At 68.5% G+C, this 23137-nt stretch carries 11 protein-coding genes; 3 read left to right on the top strand and 8 right to left on the bottom strand.

Translation table 11 applies throughout. The features are described 5' to 3' along the window. Window positions 1-58 precede the first annotated feature (58 nt). From Y900_RS14760 to Y900_RS14740, 5 genes are read right to left on the bottom strand one after another with little or no spacing between them, the layout of a single operon-like run. Window positions 59-271: an MbtH family protein gene (locus Y900_RS14760; protein ID WP_036342833.1), complete on the bottom strand. Its 213-nt coding sequence runs from the start codon at window positions 269-271 to the stop codon at window positions 59-61. Beyond that, window positions 252-1541 (bottom strand): NADPH-dependent L-lysine N(6)-monooxygenase MbtG, encoded by a 1290-nt coding sequence (mbtG, locus tag Y900_RS14755; protein WP_036342830.1) that lies wholly within the window; start codon window positions 1539-1541, stop codon window positions 252-254. Before mbtG ends, Y900_RS14760 begins: the two co-directional genes overlap by 20 nt. Continuing rightward, window positions 1538-5818 carry a non-ribosomal peptide synthetase gene (locus Y900_RS14750; protein WP_036346810.1) on the bottom strand — a complete coding sequence of 1427 codons (4281 nt, stop codon included), beginning with the start codon at window positions 5816-5818 and terminating at the stop codon, window positions 1538-1540. Before Y900_RS14750 ends, mbtG begins: the two co-directional genes overlap by 4 nt. After that, window positions 5815-12255, bottom strand: coding sequence for a non-ribosomal peptide synthetase (locus Y900_RS14745; RefSeq protein ID WP_036342828.1), 6441 nt, complete (start codon window positions 12253-12255; stop codon window positions 5815-5817). Before Y900_RS14745 ends, Y900_RS14750 begins: the two co-directional genes overlap by 4 nt. Beyond that, window positions 12248-15661 (bottom strand): non-ribosomal peptide synthetase, encoded by a 3414-nt coding sequence (locus Y900_RS14740; RefSeq protein WP_036346809.1) that lies wholly within the window; start codon window positions 15659-15661, stop codon window positions 12248-12250. Before Y900_RS14740 ends, Y900_RS14745 begins: the two co-directional genes overlap by 8 nt. 111 nt (window positions 15662-15772) lie before the next feature. On the opposite strand from Y900_RS14740, the gene Y900_RS14735 reads away from it, so the two are divergent. Continuing rightward, on the top strand, window positions 15773-17368 hold the full coding sequence (locus tag Y900_RS14735; RefSeq protein WP_109751073.1) for a (2,3-dihydroxybenzoyl)adenylate synthase: 1596 nt from the start codon (window positions 15773-15775) through the stop codon (window positions 17366-17368). 6 nt (window positions 17369-17374) lie between these two features. Here the strand turns inward: Y900_RS14735 and Y900_RS14730 are convergent, their stop codons facing one another. The 3 genes from Y900_RS14730 to Y900_RS14720 all read right to left on the bottom strand — a co-directional run bounded on the left by Y900_RS14730 (window position 17375) and on the right by Y900_RS14720 (window position 20838). Beyond that, entirely contained in the window at window positions 17375-18649 is a 1275-nt protein-coding gene (locus Y900_RS14730; RefSeq protein WP_272945569.1) for a salicylate synthase, read from the bottom strand. 131 nt (window positions 18650-18780) lie between these two features. Beyond that, the gene (locus Y900_RS32415) at window positions 18781-20145 is read right to left on the bottom strand and encodes a hypothetical protein (protein WP_036342822.1); all 1365 of its coding nucleotides are present in this window, start codon (window positions 20143-20145) and stop codon (window positions 18781-18783) included. Window positions 20146-20238: 93 nt separating this feature from the next. After that, a complete protein-coding gene (locus Y900_RS14720; protein WP_036342819.1) occupies window positions 20239-20838 on the bottom strand; it encodes a GNAT family N-acetyltransferase in 600 nt (199 codons plus the stop codon). A gap of 67 nt (window positions 20839-20905) precedes the next feature. Between Y900_RS14720 and Y900_RS14715 the strand changes: the two genes are divergently transcribed. After that, the gene (locus tag Y900_RS14715) at window positions 20906-21376 is read left to right on the top strand and encodes an SRPBCC family protein (protein ID WP_036342817.1); all 471 of its coding nucleotides are present in this window, start codon (window positions 20906-20908) and stop codon (window positions 21374-21376) included. After that, the gene (locus tag Y900_RS14710) at window positions 21369-23132 is read left to right on the top strand and encodes a sulfatase-like hydrolase/transferase (protein ID WP_036342816.1); all 1764 of its coding nucleotides are present in this window, start codon (window positions 21369-21371) and stop codon (window positions 23130-23132) included. The genes Y900_RS14715 and Y900_RS14710 overlap by 8 nt, the downstream gene beginning before the upstream one ends. Window positions 23133-23137 lie beyond the last annotated feature (5 nt).

Raw genomic sequence — 23137 nt, 5'->3', positions numbered from 1 at the left:
GGCCCCGCCTCCTTAGGTTTGCCTAACCAATGTAAAGAGAAGTTAGCATTGCATAACTTCACTGTCGAGTCGCTGCGCGCAGGCTCTTCGGCCGGATATCCGCCCAGTTCTGCTCGACGAACTCCACGCAGTCCGCCCGGCCGGCCACGCCGAACGCAACCTGCCAGCCGCTGGGGATCTCGGCGAACGCCGGCCACAGGCTGTGCTGCTCCTCGTCGTTGACCAGGACATAGAAGCGGCCATCTTCGGCGTCAAATGGATTGGTACTCAACGTTCCTCCCGTTCGTGTGGGTCAACTGCGCGCCGGGGCGGGCGCCGAGGATACGGTCGGACAGCAGCCCCAGGCAGCTCAGGTTGGGAAATCCGGGACCCTGGCTGAGCCCGGAAAGGTTGGGCAGGAACAACTTCGGCGCCACTCCGCTCAACGCGAGGTCGTCGCCGATCGCCTGCTGCAATCGGTCGCTGGTCAGCGGCCCGTTCAGCCTGACCTCGAGCAGGTCCAGGGCGTCCTGAGCCAGCAGCGGCAGAAACCACAGCGAGTCGGCGCCCGAGCCGTCGATGACGAGGTCGAATCCGTGCACCGTCTCGAGTCGCTCACCGTGCCGGTCGGTGTGCAGCGTGATGCGGATCCGGCCGTCGGCCGCGACACCGTGAGCCACCCGGCCGCGCAGATGCCGGATCCGATCGTCGGCGAGCAGCGAATCCTGAACGCGCGCCGAGAACACCCCGCGATCGGTGCGGGCCATCACGTCACGCCGCTCAGCCGGGGTCAGTCCGACCCAGTCCGTCGGGTCGCTGAACATCCGGTTCTCGAAGAAGCTCTCACCGCGGGTGAACAATGTCGCCTGCGGCGAGATTACTGTGATGGTGGACACCCGATGCCCGAACAACTCGTTGAGCATCGACGCTGCGGTCTCACCACCGCCGATCACCGCGACCCGCTCGGCGTCGATCCGTTCTTTCGACGCCGACAACTCCCAGAACTCGGCGATCGACAAGACCTGCGGATGACCCGGAAGTACTGAGCGGCCCGGCTGGCCGGGCCCGGTGATCATCACCGCGTCCGCCTCGACCGTTCCCCCGCCGGTGTGCAGCACCCACGACGGACCGTCGAGTGACATCCGGATCACCTCGCCGTCAACGACATTCAGCCCGACGGCGTCGGCGACCCAGCGCAGATAGTTCGCCCACGTCTCGTGGGTCGGTGCAGGCTTGCCGCGGTCGACCCACTCCGCGAAGCGACCGGTGCCGACGAGGTAGGACTGCCAACTCAGCCGCATCATCCGCGCGTCGAGTTCACCGTTACGGCCGGGCAGGATCATCGATCGATAGGGGAAGCCGACATCTTTTTCCGGGCTGGTCCCCAGCCGGTGCTGACCGTCGGTCCAACCGCCGCCCGCACGCCAGTTCGCCGCGACAGCCTTACGCTCGACAGCCACGATCTCCGGTGTCGCGACACCCATCTCACGCAGCATCGCCGCTTTTGCGGCCACCGCCACCGCCTTGGCTCCGGCGCCGAGCACAGCCAACCGCCCTGTCACGATGTCACTCCCGCCAGCTCCTGCAGAATGTCGCCCCACATCTGTTGCAGCGCCGTCACATCAGTCGCACTGAAGATGTCGGGCAGAGTTCGCCACTGCGTGACCAGCTTTCCTCCGGCGACGGCGGCGACCAGGGTCAGCTCGTGCCGCACCGCGACGTTCGGTTCGGTCATGACCGACAGCTGGGCCAGCAGACCACGGTCCAGCAGCGTTCCGGCGTCGAGGTCGAGCCTGCCGAGGTAATTCAGGAGTAGCTGCGGACCTCGGAAACCTTGCAGCAACTCGGCGGTGTCCGGCCTCAGGTAGCGCAGCGCAGCATAATCGGTTGGCAGGCCGGGTATCTCGGGTATCGGTTGTCCCGGCCTGATCCGCAACGGGTAGATGGCACTGAGCAGGCCGACGGTGTCGTCCGCTCCCGTGCGGCCATGAGTTTCCAACGCCAGCAATGGAACCGGACCGACACCACTGCGCTGCTCGCGCCAGCGGGTGATCAGGCGGGCACACGCATCGGCCAGCAGGTCCTGGATCGGTATCGGTGCGCGTAACAGCGCGCCGGTGACATCGGCCTCCGTGACCGTCACGGTGATCGCGAGGTCGGCGAACCGATCCGCCTCAGGGCGAACGCGCCGGTCCCCCAACGCCGAGTCCTCGCCGTCGATCTGCGCGAGCCAGAAACCGACGGTGTCGAGGGCGGCCGCGCGATCGGCGAGGTTGTGTGCCCACCGGCGATAGCTGACCCGTTCACCGCTGACGGGGCCGAACTCGGCAGCGCCGGCCGCCGACCAGTTGGCCATCAACTCGCCGAGCACGATGCGCCATGACGCGGGGTCCATCGCCAGTACGTGAACGACCAGGACGAGCACGCCCGGTTCACCGCGGCCGTGCAGCCACAGCGCTTCGGTCAGATGGCCGCCCTCGGGATCGAGCCGCTCGATCGCGGCGGCCGCGTGCTCGGCGACGGCGTCATCGAGTTCCCCGGAGACCGCCACCTCGGTCAGCGGGATGGTGTCTCGGCCGGCCGGGACGAACGTCATCGTCGCGCGGTCGAGACGGCTGCGGAACATTTCGTGCCCTGCGGCGATCCCGTCCAGCAACAGACGCAGCCGTTCGGCGGTGGCGTCGGCGGGCAGTCGGATCGCCTCTACCTGCGACAGGCGTCGTGGATCGCCGTGCTCATAGAGCCAGTGCACGGCGGGCAGCGCGGGGATCGGGCCCTGCGGCTCCGGCCCGGCAGCGATCTCGTCATCGATGTCGCGATCGACTGCGGCCGCGAGTTCGCGCAGTGTGCCGCACTCGAGGACCAGCCGGGCGCGCAGTGACATCCCACCGCTGCGCGCGAGCTGGACCAAGGACAGCGCGGCGATGCTGTCCAGCCCCAGCTCCAGGAGGTCGGCGTCGAGGTCGACGGCGGGAAGGCTCAGCAGCTCCGCGACGGCATGGCCGAGGGCGATCTCGGTCGGGGTGCTCGGCGGCTCCGGAGCCTCGTCGGGTGACGCCGTGGCCGCCAGCGCCGCCTCGTCGACCTTGCCGTTGGCGGTGAGCGGGATCGTGTCGACGACGATCAGCCGGTGCGGAAGCATGTAGCGCGGCAGCCTGTTCCGCAGCAGCGGTCGCAGTTCCGACACCGTGACGTCACCGGCGATGTAGGCGACCAGCCGGGGACCCGCGGTATGCCCCTGCACCGAGACGTGCACGTGCCGCACCCCGGGAATTTCCTTCAGCACCGCTTCGATCTCGCCGAGCTCGACGCGATGCCCCCGGACTTGGATCTGGGCGTCGGCCCGGCCGACGAAGGCCAGCGCGCCATCCTGATCGCGGCGCACCAGATCGCCGGTGCGGTACATCCGGGCGCCACCCGGGGCGGCGACGAACCGTGTCGCGGTCTCGGCCGGGCGACCGAGGTAACCCCTCGTCACCTGCTCGCCGGCCAGATACAGTTCGCCGACCACGCCGTCGGGGACGGGCTGCAACCACGAATCGAGCACCGCGGCGCGGGTCGATCGCGTCGGATAGCCGATCACCGGTGCGTCGTGTTCGGCAATCGTGGCGACGACGGCCTCGACGGTCGTCTCGGTCGGGCCGTAACAGTTGTGCGCCGCCAATAACGTTCCAGTGCAGGCTTTCCGGATATCGGTCCAGTCCCCCGCCCCGACCGCTTCACCGCCGAGCGCGAGCACCGAGAGTCGCGCAGAATCCAGTAGACCGGCCTGACGCAGACTGGTGAACAGCGAGGGGGTGACGTCGAGCATGTCGATCCCGTCCCGTTCGATGATGTCGACGAGCACCTCGGCATCCCTGCGGTCACTCTCGGAGATGAGGTGCACGGCGTGGCCGAACAGCAGTCCTGCCAGCGGTTGCCAGGCGGCGTCGAACGCAAACGACCAGGCGTGGCCGATGCGTAGCGGCCTGCCGAGGCGTTCGGCCGCCGGCGTCAGCATCCGCTCGGCATGGTCGTCGATGTAGGCCAGCAGTGCCGCGTGAGTTCCGATCACACCCTTGGGTTCTCCGGTGGTGCCGGAGGTGAACACCGTGTAGGCGGCTTGGCCGGGATGGGTCGGCACGCAGAGGCGCGGTGCGGTTCGGGCAGCGGCGATCGTGGCGTCGTCGATGACGACGGCGGCCCCGGTCTGGGCGAGAATGGACTGCACCCGGCCCGCTGGCATCGCTGGGTCGAGCGGCACATACATGCCGCCTGCCTTCAGTACGGCGAGCATCGCCACCACGTAGTCGGCGCCTCGCGGGAGCTGGATAGCAACCGGCGTCTCCGCGCGCACGCCGCGATCGGCCAGGAACCCCGCGATCCTGTCCGACTGCTCGTTGAGCTCGTCATAGGTCAGCTGGCCGCCATTCCACCGAAGCGCGACGGAATCACAATGCACAGCAGCGGTTTCAGCGAATCGCTCGGCCACCCCGGCCTCGGCGACGCTCGCGGACACCTCGATCGGTGGCGCCTCACCCTCAAGCAGGATTCCGATCCCGCCCAGCGGCCGGTCCCACTGCTCGATGAGGCGGCGCATCGTCTGCAGCACCCGGCGGCCAAGTATCTCCGGCGACATCATCCCCAGCGCGTTGTCGGTGACCTCGACCAGCAGCGTCAGCTCGGCGGTGTTGCGGTAGGCGGCGACCGTCACCGGGAAATGGGTGAGGCTTTCCATCGCCGCGGGCCGGAACGTGACGTCGCCGGCGGCGAACTGCTGACCGCCGACCACGCCGCCGGGTGGAAAGCTCTCGTAAACCAGCAGGGTGTCGAACATCTCGCCGACGCCGGCCAGTGTTCGCAGCTGCGAGTGGCTCAAGTAGCTGTGGTCGCGTAGTTCGGCCGCTTCCCGCTGTAACGCCGTACAGTGCTGTCCGACAGTCTTGTTCGGGTCGAGGCGCACCCGAAGCGGAAGGGTGTTGATGAACAGGCCGACCATGGTCTCCACGCCCGCGAGTTCGGGCGGACGACCGGATACGGTGACCCCGAAGACGATGTCGTCGCGGTCGGTCAGCCGGGACAGGATCAACGCCCAGGCCATCTGCATCACCGTGTTGAGGGTGACGCCCCTGCTCCGGGCCGCGGCGGCCAGTCGGTCGGTGTCGTCGGCGGGCAGGGTCAGCTCGGTGCGCTTCGGCAGCCCCGACCCGTCACCACCCAGGGCCGGGGACAACAGTGTCGGGCCGGGCAGGTCGGCCAGGTGCCGGCGCCAGAGGCGTTCGCCGGCCTGCGTATCGCGCTCGGTGAGCCAGCCGATGTAGTCGCGGTACAACCGTGGCGCCGGCAGCGCGTCGGGGGTGCCGCCGACTCGGTACAGCGTGAGCATCTCGCCGATGAACACCGGCAGTGACCAACCGTCGAGCACGATGTGGTGCGCGGTGACCACCAGCCGCCAGCGCCGATTCGGCAGCTCGATGAGCAGGAATCGGATCAGCGGACCGTCGTGCAACGCGAACTGCCTGCCGCGTTCGCGCTGTTCGATCTCGGCGGCCTGTCCGTCATCCGCGGCCGGCAGGTGCTGCCACGGCAGTTCGACTGCGGCGGGGACGATCTGGACCGGTTGCGGCAGATCCTGGTGCCAGAAGCTGGCCCTCAGGTTGGGGTGGCGCACCAGCATCGCCGCCGCGCAGTCGCGGAGCAGTTCTACGTCCAGCGGTCCCGTCACGTCGGCGGTCATCGCGATGACGTACGGGTCCTCGCCGTCGGGTCCGATCAGGGTGGCGTGCGAGTAGAGCCCGAGTTGCAGCGGCGAGAGGGCCAGGACGTCTTCGATGTCATCAATGCCCACGGCGTTGGTCACGACGGGCGGGCCTTCGACCACGATGACTTCAGGGCGGCCAGGTCGCCTGCCGACAGTCCCGAGACGCTCATCGCCTCGTGCCGGGTGTCCGCGCGGCCGGCTGCCGGGTCGACGTGCCCGTCGTCGATCGCGGCGGCCAGTGCTGCCACGGTGGGATGGGCGAAGATCGTGCGGGGTTCGACCGTGAGGCCGGCCGCACGGATCCGCGCCGCGAGTTGCACCGACAGGATGCTGTCCCCGCCGAGTGCGAAGAAGTCGTCGTCCCTGCCGATCTCGGCCACGTCGAGCAGCTGCTCCATCGCTGCGGCGACGGACCGCTCGGTGTCGGTCCTGGCAGGCTCGCTCGCGCCGGTGGTGTGCACCTCGGGGCGGGGCAGGGCGGGGCGGTTCAGCTTCCCGGATTCGGTCGCGGGCATGACGTCGAGTACCGAGATCGTTGCCGGTGTCATGTAGCCCGGCAGCGCCGCAGCCACCGACGCACGTACCGAGGCGGCGAACGCGGCGGGATCGTCCACCGGCTCGCGCGGTACGACGTAGCCGGCCAGCGAGGCGCCGCCGGATCCGTCCCAGGTTCGCGCGGCCGCGACAGCGACCCCCTCGGCGGCCTTCAGAGCGGCCTCGACTTCGGCGAGTTCCACCCGGAACCCCCGCACCTTCACCTGGTGGTCGGTGCGGCCGACGAATTCGAGATGGCCGTCCTCGGTCCACCGTCCGCGATCGCCGCTGCGGTAGAAGCGCGAACCCGGTTCGGCTGCATAGGGATTCGCGACGAACCTCGACGCGGTCAGCGCGGGTTGCTTCCAGTACCCGCGTGCGATCTGTTCGCCCGCGTAGTACAGCTCGCCGACGACACCGACCGGCACGGGTTGCAGCGCCTCATCGAGCAGGTAGACCTGTGACCCCTCCATCGGTGTACCGATCTTGGGGATCGGCAGGCCCAGCGGGCCGCGAATCAACGCACCGGACGTCTCGGTGGCTCCGATCGCGTTCAGCAGCTCCATGTTTCGCGCCGCACCCTCGCCCACGCAGGAGACCAGACGCTGGAGCAGCGACACGTTCACCGGCTCGCCGCAGGTCACCAGCCGGCGCAATGCCCGCACGGCGTCCGGTGCGCTGTCGACGAGTGCGGACACCAGACTGGCGACGCCGGTGACCTGAGCGACGGAGTGCCGTTCGATCAGGCCAGCTATCGCCTCAGCGTCGCGGTGCTCGGCGTCGTCGGCGAGGATCAGTGTCGCGCCGGCCGCGAGCCCGGCCAACGTCTCGATGCATCCCTCCAGGAAGGTCATCGGTGCCTGCGCGAGCCGGATGTCCTGTCCCGGAACCGGATAGTGCTTGAGCTGCCAGGTCAGCCTGGTGCTCATCGCACGATGGGTGCCTACGACACCCTTCGGCTTCCCGGTGGAGCCCGACGTGAACATCAGGTACATCGGGTCGTCGGGGTGCGGCAAAGCCAGGGCGGCGACGGGATCGGCGGACGCCAGCTCGGCACGGACGGCCGAATCGTCCATCGAGATCACCGTGACCCCGTCGGCGGGCGGCATCGACGCACCGGCCTCTGCGGTGACCACGACGACGGCAGGTTCGACGTCGTCGAGCATGAACTGCTTGCGCGCCACGGGGTAGGTGGGATCCAGCGGGAAGAATCCGGCACCGGCTTTCATGATGCCGACGAGCGCGACCACCAGGTCGATACCGCGGCGCATCGACATGCCGACCAGCGATCCCGGGCCGACGCCGTGGCGCACCAGCAGCTGGGCGAAGCGATCCGAACGGTGATGCAGTGCGGCGTAATCGAGCTCGTCACCAGCGCACCGCAGCGCGATCCGGTCCTGACCCAACGCCCTACTGGCCTCAAGCAGTCCCGGGACGGTGCGCGGCCGGTCGACCGGCGATTCGATGCCTCGGCTCTGCCCGAGCACTTGCTGACGTTCGGAATCACCGAGCAGGTCGACGTCACGCAACCGGACATCAGGATCGGCGGCAAAAGCGTTGATGACCTGACCAAGCCAACCGGCGAAACGGTCCATCGTCGACGGGTGGTACAGCTCGGTGCGGTAGATCACGTGTCCGCGATAGCCGTCATCACCGACGAAGAAGTTCACGCTCAGATCGGCGTGGGCCACGTCGAAAGTCGGCTCCAGGGCGGTGAATCGGGTGCCGCCGTCCGGACCTGCCTCGATCAGCTGGTTCTCGGGAAGCTCCTCGCGAACGTGGACTACTACCTGGAAGAGCGGGTTGCGGGACAGCGACCGCACCGGGTTGACCGCGTCGACCACCCGGTCGAACGGGAGGTCTTGGTTGGCGTACGCCGCCAACGCCATCTGCCGCGAGCGCAGCAGGACCTCACGCAGCGTGGGATTACCCGACAGATCGTTGCGCAGCACCAGGATGTTGACGAAAAAGCCGACCAGCCGGTCCAGTTCGGTGTCGGTGCGGCCCGCAACCGGGGTGCCCAGCGGGATGTCGTGACCACCACCGGCTTTACTCAGGACCACCGCGACGGCGGTCTGCAGCAGCATGAACTCGGTGATCCCGAGCTCGCGGCTCAGCGCGGTGAGCCGCTCTCGCACGGCGGTGGCGAAGTGCAGCGGGATGGCCGCACCGGCGCCGCCGGCCATCGGTGGCCGGGGCAGATCCGGTCGCAGACCGGTGTCCTCGGGAAGTCCGTCGAGCTCGCGCATCCAGAACTGGCGTTGCGCATCCATCAACTCGGTGTCGGACAGCAACTGGATCTGCCACGCGGCGTAGTCGCGATACTGGATCGGCAGCGGTTGCCAGGTCGGCTCGGCGCCCTCCCGTCGCGCCCGGTACGCGGTGAGGACGTCGGTGAACAGCACCCCGGCCGACCAGTGGTCGGCGGCGATGTGGTGCACGACCATCGACAGGACGCATTCACCGGGTGCGCGCAGCACCGCGACGCGGATCGGCAGTTCGGTTTCGAGTTCGAACCGATGGGCCCGCTCGGCGTCGAGTTGAGTTGTCAGCCAATCGTTGTCGGGACCATCGAGTCGTCGGACCCGAGCACGGTCGCCGGCGTCGACAATCTGATGGGGTACCCCGTCGATTTCGCGGTAGACGGTGCGCAGGATCTCGTGCCGGGCGATCACATCGTCGACGGCGGCGGCCAGTGCGTCGGCATCGCAGGGACCGGTCAGGCGTGCCGCGAACGGGATGTTGTTCACCGGGCTGGGTCCGTCGACGCGGTACTGGAACCAGCTCCGCAGCTGGGCGGCCGACAGCGGTGCGCGCTGAGGGTGGGCCCCGGTGGCGACCAACGCCGGCCGGGCAGATGGTGCCTGACGGTCGCGGCGGCCATCGATCACCGCCGCGAGTTCGCCGACGCTGCCTGCCTCGAAGATGTCGCGGACGGTGACCTCGACGCCGCAGGCCTCGCGGATCGCGGCGACCAGTTTGGTCGCCAGCAGAGAGTGCCCGCCGAGTGCGAAGAACGAGTCGTCACAACCCACTTCGCCGGCGCCGAGTAACCGGGCAAAGAGGGTGGCGACTGTGCGCTCGGTCTCGGTGACCGGTGCGCGGTAGTCGACCACGGGCCCGATCTCAGGGGCCGGAAGGGCCCCCCGATCCAGCTTTCCGTTGGCGGTGACCGGGATCTCGTCGACGACGACGTAGGCGGCCGGGATCATGTAGTCCGGCAACGCGGCCGCCACCCGGATTCTGATCCGCTCGACGTCTACGACTTCACCGGCGGCCGGTGCCACGTAGGCAATCAGGCTCTTGCCGAGCTGGGGCAGGTCGGCGGCGACCACGACCGCATTCCCGACACTCGGGTCCACGGTGACGGCCGCGGCGACCTCGCCGAGTTCGATGCGGAAGCCGCGGATCTTGACCTGTTCGTCAGCGCGGCCGACGAATTCGAGATCGCCGTCGCGGTTTCGCCGTGCCAGGTCACCCGAACGGTAGAGCCGACCGCCGGGAGTGAAGGGATCGGCGACGAACCGCTCCGCGGTCAGCGCCGGTCTGCCGTGGTAGCCGTGTGCCAGTTGTGTTCCACCGATGTAGATTTCGCCGATCACGTCGGCCGGGACGGGTCGCAACGCGTCGTCCAACAGGTAGATCGCGGTGTTGATCTTGGGTGTGCCGATCGGGACAACCCGGGTGCCCTGCCTGCCCTCGACCTTGTAGCGGGACGCGTTGATGACCGTCTCGGTCGGCCCGTAGAAGTTGTGCAGCAGCGCGTCGAAGGTCGCGTGGAACTTGTCGGCCAATTCCCCGGGCAGTGCTTCACCGCCGATCGGCACCCGCCGCAGGCTGCGCCACTGCTCGACGCCGGGCAGCGACAGGAACAAGCCGAGCAGCGACGGCACGAAGTGCATCGACGTGATGGCCTCGCGCTGCAGCAGATCCGTGAGATAGCCGATGTCCCGCAACCCGTCGCTGCGGGGGATCACCAGGCGGGCACCTTGGGCCAGCATCCCGAAGATCTCACCGATCGACACATCGAAGCTCGGTGAGGCCACCTGCAAGAGGCGGTCGTCGGGACCGATCTGGTATTCCTGGGCGAACCACCGGAAGTAGTCGGCGACGGGACGATGCGGCACCGGCACCCCTTTGGGCAGTCCGGTCGACCCCGAGGTGTAGATCAGGTAGGCGGTGTTGGCCGGACCGAACGGGCGCACCAGATCCGACGGAGCGGGGTTGTGGTCGGGGAAGTCCTCGACGCCGGTGACGGGTTGGCGGATCACGACCTTGGGGTCCGCGTCGCCGAGGATGTGGGCGATGCGGTCGGCGGGATACTCGGGATCCACCGGCAGATAGACCGCACCCGCCTTGGCGATACCCAGCGCGGTGATGACCAGCTCCGGCGATTTCTCCAGCAGCACGGCAACACGGTCTTCGGCGCCGATGCCCTGGGCGGCGAGCCAGTGCGCGTGCCGGTTGGCGGCCGCGTTGAGCTCGCGATAGGTGTAGTGGCGGCCCTCGTAGACGACGGCGATCGCATCCGGCTGGCGGACGGCCTGCTTGGCGACCAGGTCGCCGAGTGTCATCGGCGGGCAGACGAAGTCCTCACCCCGGGACATCTCGAACAACCGCGCGGTGTCCGCCTCGTCGAGCACGGCCAGATCGGCCAGCACCCGATCCGGATGGAACAGCGCGTCCTCGAGGAGAATGACGAAACTCCGCAGTATCTGCTCGGCCAAGCCCGCGTCGATGACCTCGGTGAGGTATTCGATCTCCACTTCTGCTTCGCCGCCGGCGAACTCGACCATGAATCCCAGCGGGAGTTGAGCGAACTGGCCGCGGAATTCGGCACGCCGGCAGGCGATGCCGACGGGTCGGAAGCCGTCGCCGTCCGGGTGACGCATGCCGAAGCTCACCCGCGCCATCCGTTCGACGCCGTAGCGGCGGTCCGGGTTCAGCTCGCGGACCACCCGGTCGAGGTTCGCCCGTTGATGGGCGAACGCACCCACGGCGGCATCGCGCGCGGCGCCGACCAGCTCACCGAAGGTGCCCCAGCGGTCCGGTCGCATGCGCAGCGCGACGGTGTTGCCGTAGTAGCCGATGACCTCGTCGGAGCTGCGGTTGATGACCGGTGCGGCAACCAGGAAATCGCCGGCGTGGGTATAGCGCTGCATCAATGCCGAGAACGCCGCCAGCAGAACCATGTACGGCGTCGCCCCGGCCTCGTGCGCCAGCGCGATCACCGCATCGACGGTGCGGGCGTCCAGTCGGGTGGTGTGCCGAGCGGCCCGCCACTCGGTGGGAACCGCGGATCCCCTTGGACCGGGCAGTTCCAGCGGCTCCGGTGGGTCGGCGAGCAGCGCGCGCCAATACTCCACGTCCGCGTCGTCGTTACCGGATGCGGGTGCTTCGACCAGGGGTGCCGACGGTAGGTCCCCGCCGTCGTATGCGGAGCTGAGGTCGGCGAAGAACACTCGCCACGAAGCATCGTCCCATGCGATGTGGTGTGCCGCCAGCAGCAGTACATGCTCGTCGGAACCCGTGCGGACCAACGTAATCCGCAGTGGCGAGTCAGTACCCAGGTCGAACGGCGCGGTGAATGCGCGCTGCGCGAGCACTTCCAGGCGCAGGCCGCGAGCTTGCGCGCCGAGCTCACGGAGATCGTGCTCGGCCCAGCCGGGGGCGAGTTCGCCGTGGACGGTCGGGCGAGGTTCACCGTCGGTGTCCGTCTGGTAGGTGGTGCGCAGGATCGGATGGCGCGCGGCGACGGCGTTCACAGCCGCATGCAGTCGGGTCGAGTCGAGTTCACCGCTCAGCCGGTACGACACGCAGACGTTCAGCAGCGCGCCTGTGCTGTCGATGGAGTGGACGAACCACATCCGGCGCTGACCGTCAGTCATCCGGGCCGGGTCCGCCGACGTGGACGGTTCGGCCAGCAATCCGCGCTGAGACAGCCTCTGGCGCAACAACTCCAGCCGCTGCTGGTCGAACGGGTCGGTGAGGGTGTCAGTCATCAGATCTCCGGGTGAGCGCCAAGGCGACCTCGGCGGTGTCCATACGGGCCACTTCGAGGTACAGCTCGGCGATGGCGTCGAGCCGGTCGGCCGGCTCCAGCTCACCGAGCCGCCGGGCCAGGGCTTCGACGGTGCGGGTGGCGAAGATGTCGGCGACGCTGACATCCGTGACGTCCAGTCGTTGCCGAATCCGTGCCACGAGCGTGGTCGCCAGCACGGAATCGCCGCCGAGGGCGAAGAAGTCGTCGTCGGCTCCCACCACGGCCGCGCCGAGGACATCGGCGACGATCGCGACCAACGCCGACTGCACCGAACCGGTCGGGGGACGGTGCCCGCTTCCGGCGTCCACCCGCCCGGCCAGCCGTCGGGCGATGGCATTGCGGTCGACCTTGCCCCCGACGGAGTAGGGGATCCGGTCGAACACCTCGATGTGTCGCGGAACCATATGAGCGGGAAGGTCTTTGACGATCCGCGTATGAAGAGAGTCCAGGCTGGTCCCGGCCGCCAGCTGGACGGCGGCAGCCAACCGGTCCGCAGACTCGGTGCGCCCGCGGACGGTCACCGCCACGGCACCCAGCACACCGGGCACCCGATGCAGGGCCGCTTCCACCTCACCGAGCTCGACGCGGTAGCCACTGAGCTTCACCCGGTGATCGGCCCGCCCGACGAATTCGCAGGTCCCGTCCGGCCAGAACCGGGCCAGGTCACCGGTGCGATACCAGCGCAGCCCGTCGTGTTCGACGAACCGGTCCGCGGTGAGGTCCGGCCGGCCGCGATACCCCCGGGCAAGTCCCCGCCCCCCGATCCACAGCTCGCCCACCACCCAGTCCGGGCAGTCCGCGCCGCCGGCACCGACGATGCGGCATCGGTTGTTCGGCAACGGCTTTCCGAGCGGAATCGCGGTCCAGTGTTCGGGGACGTCGGCCACCTCGCAGATGGTGTTGTGGATCGCGGTCTCGGTGGCCCCACCCAGCCCGGCGAACCGTACGTCGGGAGCGCGGTCGCGTAGCCGGTGCGCCATCGCCGGGGTGACCCAGTCACCCCCGGTCGGTACCACCCGTACCGTCGGCAGCGGGCCTGCGACGTCGAGCAGCATCGCCAGCCAGCCCGGCAGGAAGTGCAAGACGGTGACCCGATGGCGTTGGATGAGCCGCACCCAGTGGTCGGGGTCGCGGCGGTGTTCCTCGTCCACCACCACGATCGCCCCACCGGTGGCCAGGGTGGCGAACACATCCAGCACCGAGATGTCGCACTCGAGGGTGGACAGTGCCAGGCAGCGGTCCTGCGGCCTGAGCCCGAAATGGCCGGTGATGAACTCGACGGTGTTCATCGCGGCGTCGTGGGTGACCTCGACACCCTTGGGCTCGCCGGTCGAACCCGAGGTGAAGAGTACGTAGGCCAGGCGGCCCGGATCCCCGGTCACAGCGGGCGATTCGCCGCCGCCACCGCCCGTGATCGCCTCGGCGACCGTCATGCACGGTATCGGCACCTCCGGCAGCTCGGAGCCGCAGACCAGGGCCATGTCGACCGCCCCGCTCGTCACGATCCGGCGGGCTCGCTCGGCAGGCTGGTCGATGCCGATCGGCAGATAGACCCCGCCGGCCGCGTGGATACCCAACAGCGCCGGGATCTGTTCGGCCGTCTTGGGCCCCAGCACCGCGACGGTGCCGCCGTCCGGAAGATCCGCGGCCCGCAGCGCGGCGGCCACTGCCAGCGCCTGTCGGCGCAGGTCCGCATACGTCAGGTCGCCCATGCTGCTGAACACTGCGGGCGCGTCGGGTTGACACGAGGCGAGGTCAAAGAAGCCGTCGTGCAACATCTTTCCGCTGGGTGCGGCGCTGGTGTTCACCGCGTCCCGCGCGGCGCGCTGCGACGGGGGAAGCAGCGGGCCACGCCTGCTGTCCCAGGCGTCGTCGTCGCGCGCCAGGCGCTGCACTTCGTCGATGTGATGGGCGAACATCGCGTCGATGGCGCCAGGGCGGAAGGCACTCTCCCGGACATCCCAGTTGAGCAGGATACCGCCGGCGAATTCGGTCACCTGGGCGTCGAGCACGACCTGCGGCCCTTGGGAGATGATCCAGTCCGGTGTGCCGAATTGCGTTGTCACATCGGCGGAGAACAGCTCGCCGAGGCCGAGGGCGCTGGTGAATACGACCGGCGCGAGCGCCGGTGTTCCGCGAAGCCGGCTGATGTCCCGCAGCACCGACAAGCCCGGGTACGACGCGTGCGCCGCCGCTTCGTGCATGGTGTGCTGCAGCACCCGTGCCCGCTGACTGGGGGTGTCGGCGGCAGCGAGGTCGACATCGAGCAGCAGCGACGAGGTGAAGTCACCGACGACGTTCTCGATGTCGGGGTGCAGCGGCTCCCGCCCGAACAGCGGGACGTTGAGCAGAAAGCGCGGGTCTGCCGACCAGCTACCCACTGTGTCGGCGAACGAGGCAGCCAGCGTCATCGCCGGCGTCACGCCGTGGCGGCGGGCCCGGTCGAAAAGCCCGTCGCGGGTGTGTGGGTCCAGCCAATGCCAGCGGCGGCCGGGCCGGTGCGGGTCGGTCTGCTGGGCGGTGGGCACCACCGGCAGCGCCGGGGCGTCGGGTAGGTCCGGCACCCGGTCCGACCACCACTGCCGGTCGGCGTCGTATCGGTCCGGCAGCGAAACTTGTTGGCGGTATTGCTGGTACGTGTAGCCGATGTCGGTGAGTGTGTCACCGCGATACAGCGCGGCCAGATCGGCCATCAGCGCTCGGTAGCTCATCGCGTCCGCGGCTTGCATGTCCAGGTCGACATGCAGCCGGCTGCGCCGGCCGGGCAGAAGAGTCAGGGTGAGTTCGAAGACCTGCCCGTCGAGCTGCTGCCGCGACTTCTCCGACCGGATCGCGGCCAGCCGCCGCTCGACGTCCTCGGCCTCACGCAGGTCGATGACGTCGAGCGGGAAGGTGGCCGGCGGGACGCCGATGCGCTGGGTGCCGTCGGGCAGGAACTGCACCCGCAGCATCGGGTGGCGGGCCGCCAGCAGGGTGGCCGCCCGGCGGAGCCGCTCGGGGTCCAGCGCGTCGCCGTCGAACTCCACGTAGAGGTGGCCGGCCACGCCGCCGAGTTGTTGGTCGGCGTGCCTGCCGACCCACATCGCGTGCTGCATCGGCGCCAGCGGGAACGGCTCGCCGACGGCCGGTTGCGGTTGTGCAGGAAGCGGATTCGCGGGGTCTGCGGTGGTCAGCAGCTCGGCCCAGGCACGGACCGACGGGGCGGCCGCCAGCCGGGCGAAGTCGACGTCGAAACCCGCGCGGCGCCAGCGTCCGGCGAGCGTCATCATGCGTATCGAGTCCAAACCCTGCGCGATCAGGTCGCCGTCCGGGTCGATGTCGGTGTGGTCGACGCCGAGCACCTCGGCGATCCGGTCGGTGATCATGGCCGCTTCAGCCGCGGTCACTGTCGCCTCCCTACCTCAGAACAGCCTCACCTAACTTTGGGAAGGCTACCCTATTCTTATGGCGCAGAGATGCCTACGTCAGGGAGCGCAATGAGCGGATTCACCCCCTTCCCCCCGGACCGCGCGAGCCACTATCGCGACTCGGGATACTGGGCCGGCCGGCCCCTCGACGAGATCCTGCAGACGGCGGCGACGCAGTGGCCCGACCGGCCGGCGATCATCGACGATTCGGCTCGCTTCACCTACGCCGAGCTGGACCGTCGAGCCGACTCCGCCGCCGCCGGGCTGTCCGCCCTGGGCATCGGGCCGGGGCACAGCGTGCTGGTTCAGCTGCCGAACAACTGCCAGTTCGCGGTCGCACTGTTCGGTCTGCTGCGCGCCGGCGCGCTGCCCGTGCTCTGCCTGCCCGGCCACCGAGACGCGGAGCTGGCGCACTTCCTCGACCTCAGTGGCGCCGTCGGGATCATTGCGGGCTGCGATTCCGCCTACGACTACCGGGCGATGGCCGAGCGGCTTGCGCAGCGCCCGAACCAGTTGCGACACATCATCATCGACGGTGATGCGGGTCCGCATATCGCGTGGTCCCGGCTGTGCGAGGGCACCGGAAGCACGCCGCAACTGCAACCCGACACCAGCGGTCCAGCCCTGCTGCTGGTGTCCGGTGGCACGACAGGCGCCCCGAAGCTGATCCCCCGTACCCACGACGACTACGTCTACAACGCCACGGCCAGCGCCGCGCTGTGCAGGCTGACGAGCGACGACGTCTACCTTGTCGCGCTGCCAGCCGGCCACAACTTCCCGCTCGCGTGCCCAGGCCTGCTCGGCGCCATGAGCGTGGGCGCCACCGTCGTGTTCGGCCGAGACCCCAGCCCGGAAGCGGCGTTCGCCACCATCGCCCGTCACCGTGTCACCGCCACCGCGCTGGTGCCCGCGCTGGCCCGGTTGTGGGCGCACGCCTGCGATTGGGAGGAGCAGCTCCCCGCCACACTGCGGCTGCTCCAGGTCGGTGGCGCCAAGCTGGCCGCAGACGACGCCGAACACATCCGGTCCGTGCTCACCCCTCGCCTGCAGCAGGTGTTCGGGATGGCCGAAGGCCTGCTGTGCTACACCAGGATTGGGGATCCCCCGGAGATCGTCGACCACACCCAGGGCAAGCCCCTGGCCGACGACGACGAGTTGCGCATCGTCGACGACGCCGGCGCCCCGGTGCCGGACGGTGAGCCGGGAGAGCTGCTGGTGCGCGGGCCCTACACCATCAACGGGTACTTCCGGGCGGAGGCGGAGAACCAGCGTTCGTTCACCCCGGACGGCTTCTACCGCAGCGGGGACAAGGTGCGCCGGTTCGCCAACGGGTATCTGGAGGTGACTGGCAGAGTCAAGGACGTCATTCTTCGTGGCGGCGAGACCGTGGCCGCCCTGGACCTGGAGAGCCATCTGCTGGCCCACCCGCGGATCGCAGCCGTGGCCGCGATCGGCCTGCCCGATCCTTACCTGGGCGAGAAGATCTGTGCGGCAATTGTGTTCCGCGGCAGTCCCGTTGCGCTGCCCGAGATCAACGAGCATCTCGATGCCCGCGGCGTCGCTGTGCACTGCCGCCCGGACATGATCGCGCCGATGCCCGCGTTGCCGACGACAGCGGTCGGCAAAGTCGACAAGCGCTCCCTCGCCGCGCAGTTGAGTGGCTGAGCCGACTCACCGCGCGACGAGGTAGGGCGCCAGGCAGGCCATCTTCTCGCAGGTCTCCTCGAATTCCCGCTCGGGCGTCGAGGCGGCGATGATGCCCGCACCGGCGCGCAGCCAGGTTCGGGAGTCGGCTTCGTACACCGCGCGCAACGCCAGCGCGGCATCCATCCCGCCGTCGGGGGTGAACATTGCGACCGCACCGGAATACAGGCCGCGCGGCATCTCGTCGAGCCGCAGAATCGCCTCGACCCCAGGGCCTTTCGGGATTCCCGACGCCGTCACGGCAGGGAACAGCGCCTCCAGCGCGTCCATCCGGTTGCGGGTGGGCAGCAAAGTGCCGCCGACGGTCGAGCCGAGGTGCTGAACACTGCCCCGCTCCCGCACGGTCATGAAGTCGGTGACCGCGACGCTGCCGGGCTCGGCGACCTCCGCGATCTCGTCCTGAGAGGTTCGCACCGACAGCGCGTGCTCGACGATCTCCTTGGCGTCGGATTCCAGATCGTCCCGGGCCGCGCGGTCGTCGTCGGGTCCGCGCCCGAACGCCCTCGTGCCGGCCAGAGGTTCGGTCACCACCGCGCCGTCGCTGCGCACCGCTGCCACCAGTTCGGGACTGAACCCCAGAGCTCGAATTCCGCCGTGCCGCAGTAGAAATGATCGCGCGGGGGTGTTGTTTCTGCGTCCCAGGCTGTAAGTCGCCGGGAAGTCAACGCAGAACGGCACGTCGACGGCACGGGACAGGATGACTTTCTGGTAGCGGCCGCTCCGGATCTCGGCGGCCGCCGTCGCGACGCGATCGCGGTACCGGCTGGGGTCGGCGGTCACATCCACCGCGCCCACCCGCGCGTTGAGGCGGTCCGGGCGCAGCGCACGGATCGCCGCGTCGATCTCCTCGTCACCGTCGACCACCTGGATTCCGTCATCCGAGACGACGACCCGGCTACGCGGGGTGAAGATGCGCGCCAGCGGTGCGCCCACCGGAAGCTTATCGAACACGCCGTGGCGGTGCGCACCGAATTCGAAGGCGATCCAGCCGAATGCCGGCTCACCGTCGACCAACGCGGATTCGAGCGCGGCGGCAAGTACATGGGCCGGACGTCCGCTCCATGGGTGGGCGACCACAGTCTGGCCATCGCGGATGCGGCATTCGTCGCGATCGAGCTCGATGGACGTGCGCGCGCCGACGGCCAATGTCCAGCGGCCGTGCCGCTCGTAGATGAGGTAGTCGTCCCCAGTCCGTTCGGGAACGGCGGCTGCCAGCTGCGCGACCACGTCGGCCGGTGTCATGCCCTCGAGAATCTCGGTCCGGCAGGCCGCGGCGATCGGCGCTCGCGGTGCTGCGGTCACGTCCGTCATGTCGACAGTCCTCACTTGAAAAAGCCGGGCCCCCCATGCGGGGGCCCGGCTCTTCATAGGTGTTACTTGGCGTCCGACGAGCTCGAGGACGAGCTCGACGACGAGGCCTTGCCGCGCGGACTGCGGGCACTGCCTGCGGTCGACTTCTTGCCGCCGGTGGCCTTGCCGGCCGAGCCGGTGTCCCCGCTCGCCTTCGTCGACGACGTGGCGGTCTTCTTGGCGGTCTTGGCGGCCGCTGTCGGCGCCGAAACCTCGCTCGTGGAGACGGTTTCCGCGGCCTCGGTTGTCGCACTCTCGGTCGGGCTCGCCGCCGCTGCCGCAGTGGATCCCTCGGTCGAGGTCGTGGCCGTGGCCACCTCGGTGGTGCGGGCCGTCACGGCCTTCGTCTGCACCGAGTCCGCCGCCGCGGACACCGCGGTCGTCGCCGGGGTGCTGCTGGCTGTCGTCGTGGTGACCGGGGTGATGGCCTTGGCGATCGCCTGCGGAATGGAGACCAGCAGCCGGCCCAGCAGGCCGATCGACGGACCGGTCACGGTCACACCGTTGGCCGGGTCGGTCGGGGGTGCCACCGGGATGAAGGTCAGCAGAGCCGGGAACGGCGCGGCGGACTTCGGGTTGTTCCAGCCGTTGAGTACCGCGTTGACGAACAGGCCCGGGGTGTTGACCACCGTGTTGATCGCTCCCACGGCATCGCCGGCGGACACCGACTGGACCAGACCGCCCACGATGTCTCCGGCGGTGGCCAACACGCTCAGCGCCGCGCCGTAGATCGGCTGGAAGATGCCGTTTACCAGAGTGGTGCTGCTGAAGATCGCGCCGACGGCGTTCGCAAAGTTCTGCGCGATCTGTTGGGGGATACCGGGATTCGACACGGTGCTGCCGCGCGGGGTGTAGGTCAGCAGGGCGTTGTAGATCGGCGTGATCGTCGCCAGCGCGCCGTACAGCACGAAACTGCTCAGCTGGTTCACGATCTCGGCGTTGTTGCCCTGCTCGATGGCAACCTTGAGATTCGCCAGGAACGTTCCGCCGCGGCCCGCCATGTAGGTCTCCCACCCGGCCGGAATGCCGGTGATGGCGTTACCGATCTCGGTGGCGTAGCCGAGCTGGTTGCGGGCGATCTGCGACAGAACGGGCAGCGGATCGGCCGCGATCGCCTGGGTCAGAGCCGAGATGTTGGTGACCGTGTTGGTCACGATCTGCGGGTAGATGGTCAACGGCGAGGCGGTGACGGACAGGCCGGTCAGCTCGACCGCCTGGATCGCCCGCCGCTGAATTTCGTCAGGCAGCGACTGGGTGGCCGGACCGGCTACCAGCGCGCCTGCGGTGATCATCGCCGCACTGGCGATGGTGAATCTGCCGGCGCGGCGCGCCGAGATTGCCGGGCTGGCAACAAAATCAGCCCCCGAATAGTTGACAGCGGCGTGCACGAAATCTCCTTCTGCAAGAAATTGACGAGTAAGTATCGCCGTCGGAGATTAGCTAAGACTTACCTAAGTTTCAATAGGTACGCCTAACCATACTTAGTTGAGCTCAGCAGGCCGCTCGAACGCGTAGAGCGCCATGCGCCGGTTCGACATGTCGAACTCGCCGAGGAACTCACATCCCGCGGCTTCGCACACCCGTCGAGCGGCCGCGTTGCGGTGGTCGGGATCGAACATCACCCGCCGGGATTGCGGTTCGACCGCGAACAGGTTGGTGATGATCTGGGGAAGCAGGCCGAGCCCCACACCGCGGTTGAGAAGACCCGTGCTGGCGATGGCGGCATGCAGGCCGAGATCGTAAGGGTCCGCGTCATAGCAGGGCGCGATCGAATCCTTTGCCGCCCTGTACAGCTCGAGATACCCGTCGTCGACACCGTCGAGGCTGACGATCAGCGGCACGGAATACGTGCCGTCGAGTTGCGCCTGCAGATGCCGGCGCCAGCGGTCGACGGGCCAGTCGTATTCCCACGCCTGCGCCAGATGTGGCCGGCTCATCCATTCGGCGACCATCTCGGCGTCGGCGGCCGTCGCCACCCGTATCGCATACGGCAGATCGACGGTCGGGACGACGGGAGCCGGGACTCGTGCCACCTCTTGTGGCAGGTCGGCGAGCGCGCGGGCAAGTACAACCTCGTTCATCGCGCGCAGCGTAGCCCAACGCCAGCGTTGACGGTGGCCTCCCACATTGGCCTCATCACCATCACGAATGCGGTTGAATGATCCGGTGGCCGACATCCGCCGCAGCCGAGCGATCGCCGCCGACCCGCAGAAGATCTGGGACGTGCTGGCCGACTTCGGCGCGGTCAGTTCCTGGGCCGACGTCGTCGACCACTCCTGCCTACTCGATCACGGAACGGCCGGCGGCACCGTCGGCACGTCGCGCCGCGTGCAACTCGGGCGCACAACGGTCGTCGAGCGGATCACCGACTTCGACCCGCCGCACGCACTTGCTTACGACGTCGAGGGACTTCCACCGCTGGTGCGCCGACTTCACAACCGCTGGACACTGCGGCCGATCGCCAGGGGTCTCACCGAGGTGACCCTGTCGAGTGCGGTGACCGTGGGATCCAATCCGCTGCAACGGATTGCCGAACGAGTATTCGGTCGTGCATCCGCCACACGACTCGACCGTCTGCTCGCGTGCCTGGCGAAACGACTGGAGGAACAACATGTCTGAACGCCCCGACATCATCATCGTGATGACCGACGAGGAACGTGCGACTCCGCCGTACGAGGCCGACGACGTTCTGGCTTGGCGGCAGCGAGTATTGAGCGGCCGGCGGTGGTTCGACGAGCACGGGGTCAATTTCGGGCGCCACTACACCGGCTCGCTGGCCTGTGTCCCGAGCCGGCCGACGATCTTCACCGGGCAGTATCCCGATCTGCACGGCGTCACCCAGACCGACGGCATCGGAAAGGCATTCGACGATTCGCGGATGCGCTGGCTGCGCCGTGGCGAAGTGCCCACTCTGGGCAACTGGTTCCGCGCGGCGGGCTATGACACCCATTACGACGGCAAGTGGCATATCTCGCACGCCGACTTGACCGATCCCGAGACCGGTGGCCCGTTGGCGACCAATGACGACGACGGTGTCGTCGATCCCGGTGCGGTACGACGCTATCTCGACGCCGATCCCCTTGCACCGTTCGGGTTCTCCGGCTGGGTCGGCCCCGAACCGCACGGCGCAGGACTGGCCAACAGCGGCGTCCGGCGCGACCCGCTGATCGCCGACCGGGTGGTGACCTGGCTACAGGATCGCTATGCCCGCCGGCGTGCCGGCGACACGATGGCACTGCGCCCCTTTCTGTTGGTGGCGAGTTTCGTCAACCCGCACGACATCGTGCTGTTCCCCACCTGGGCGCGGCGAAGCCCGCTGGAACCCTCGCCCCTGGATCCACCTCGGGTTCCGCCCGCGCCCACCGCGGCCGAAGACCTGCGCACCAAGCCCGCCGCGCAGATCGCCTTCCGGGAGGCCTACTACTCCGGGTATGGGCCCGCGGCGGCGATCCAGCGGATGTATGACTCTGGCGCGCAGCGCTATCGAGACCTCTACTACCGCTTGCATGCCGAGGTGGACGGGCCTATCGACCGCGTTCGCCGCGCGGTGACCGACGGCGGGTCCGAGCATGCCGTGCTGGTGCGCACCGCCGATCATGGCGACCTGCTCGGCGCGCACGGCGGACTGCATCAGAAGTGGTTCAACCTCTACGACGAGGCAACCCGCGTACCGTTCGTGATCGCGCGGGTCGGCGCCGGCACGACCGAGCAGCGACTGGTGACAGCACCCACCTCCCACGTGGATCTGCTGCCGACCCTGCTCGGCGCCGCCGGTATCGACGTACAGTCCACTGCAGCAACGCTTTCCGAATCCTTCACCGAAGTGCATCCGCTGCCGGGCCGAAATCTCATGCCTGTCGTCGACGGGGAGCCCGCCGACGACACACGCGCGGTGTACATCATGACCCGCGACAACATGCTCGAAGGTGACACCGGAGCCTCAGGCCTGGGCCGCCGTCTCAGGCAGACGGTGAATCCCCCTGCGCCATTACGTATCCGGATTCCAGCACACACCGCCGCGAACTTCGAAGGGCTCGTCACCCGGGTCGACGGCCACCTGTGGAAGTTGGTGCGCACATTCGACGACCCGGGCACCTGGACCGAACCGGGAGTTCGGCATCTCGCCGCCAACGGCATGGGGGGCGAGACGTATCGCACCAGTCCGCTCGACGACCAATGGGAGCTCTACGACCTGACCGACGACCCGATCGAAGCGATCAATCGCTGGACCGATTTCGAGTTACACGAATTGAAAGCGAATCTGCGAACTCAACTCAAGCAGGTGCGCGCCGACGCGGTTCCCGAGCGCAACAATCCATGGCCCTACGCATCACGACGGCCACCGGTGCCGCGACGGTGGCGCCTGTTCGGCTAGCGGCC

Origin of the sequence: Mycolicibacterium aromaticivorans JS19b1 = JCM 16368, assembly GCF_000559085.1 — a bacterium.
Classification (GTDB): Bacteria; Actinomycetota; Actinomycetes; order Mycobacteriales; family Mycobacteriaceae; genus Mycobacterium; species Mycobacterium aromaticivorans.
This window is presented reverse-complemented; position numbering and strand designations above follow the sequence as displayed.

What these genes read in the sequence shown, in the direction of transcription:
- Y900_RS14740 (WP_036346809.1), bottom strand. Translation starts at nt 15,661, where the DNA reads ATGATCACCGACCGGATCGCCGAGGTGCTCGGCGTCGACCACACCGAC.
- Y900_RS14735 (WP_109751073.1), top strand. Translation starts at nt 15,773, where the DNA reads ATGAGCGGATTCACCCCCTTCCCCCCGGACCGCGCGAGCCACTATCGC.
- Y900_RS14710 (WP_036342816.1), top strand. Translation starts at nt 21,369, where the DNA reads ATGTCTGAACGCCCCGACATCATCATCGTGATGACCGACGAGGAACGT.
- Y900_RS14730 (WP_272945569.1), bottom strand. Translation starts at nt 18,649, where the DNA reads ATGACACCGGCCGACGTGGTCGCGCAGCTGGCAGCCGCCGTTCCCGAA.
- Y900_RS14715 (WP_036342817.1), top strand. Translation starts at nt 20,906, where the DNA reads ATGCGGTTGAATGATCCGGTGGCCGACATCCGCCGCAGCCGAGCGATC.
- Y900_RS14745 (WP_036342828.1), bottom strand. Translation starts at nt 12,255, where the DNA reads ATGACTGACACCCTCACCGACCCGTTCGACCAGCAGCGGCTGGAGTTG.
- Y900_RS14720 (WP_036342819.1), bottom strand. Translation starts at nt 20,838, where the DNA reads ATGAACGAGGTTGTACTTGCCCGCGCGCTCGCCGACCTGCCACAAGAG.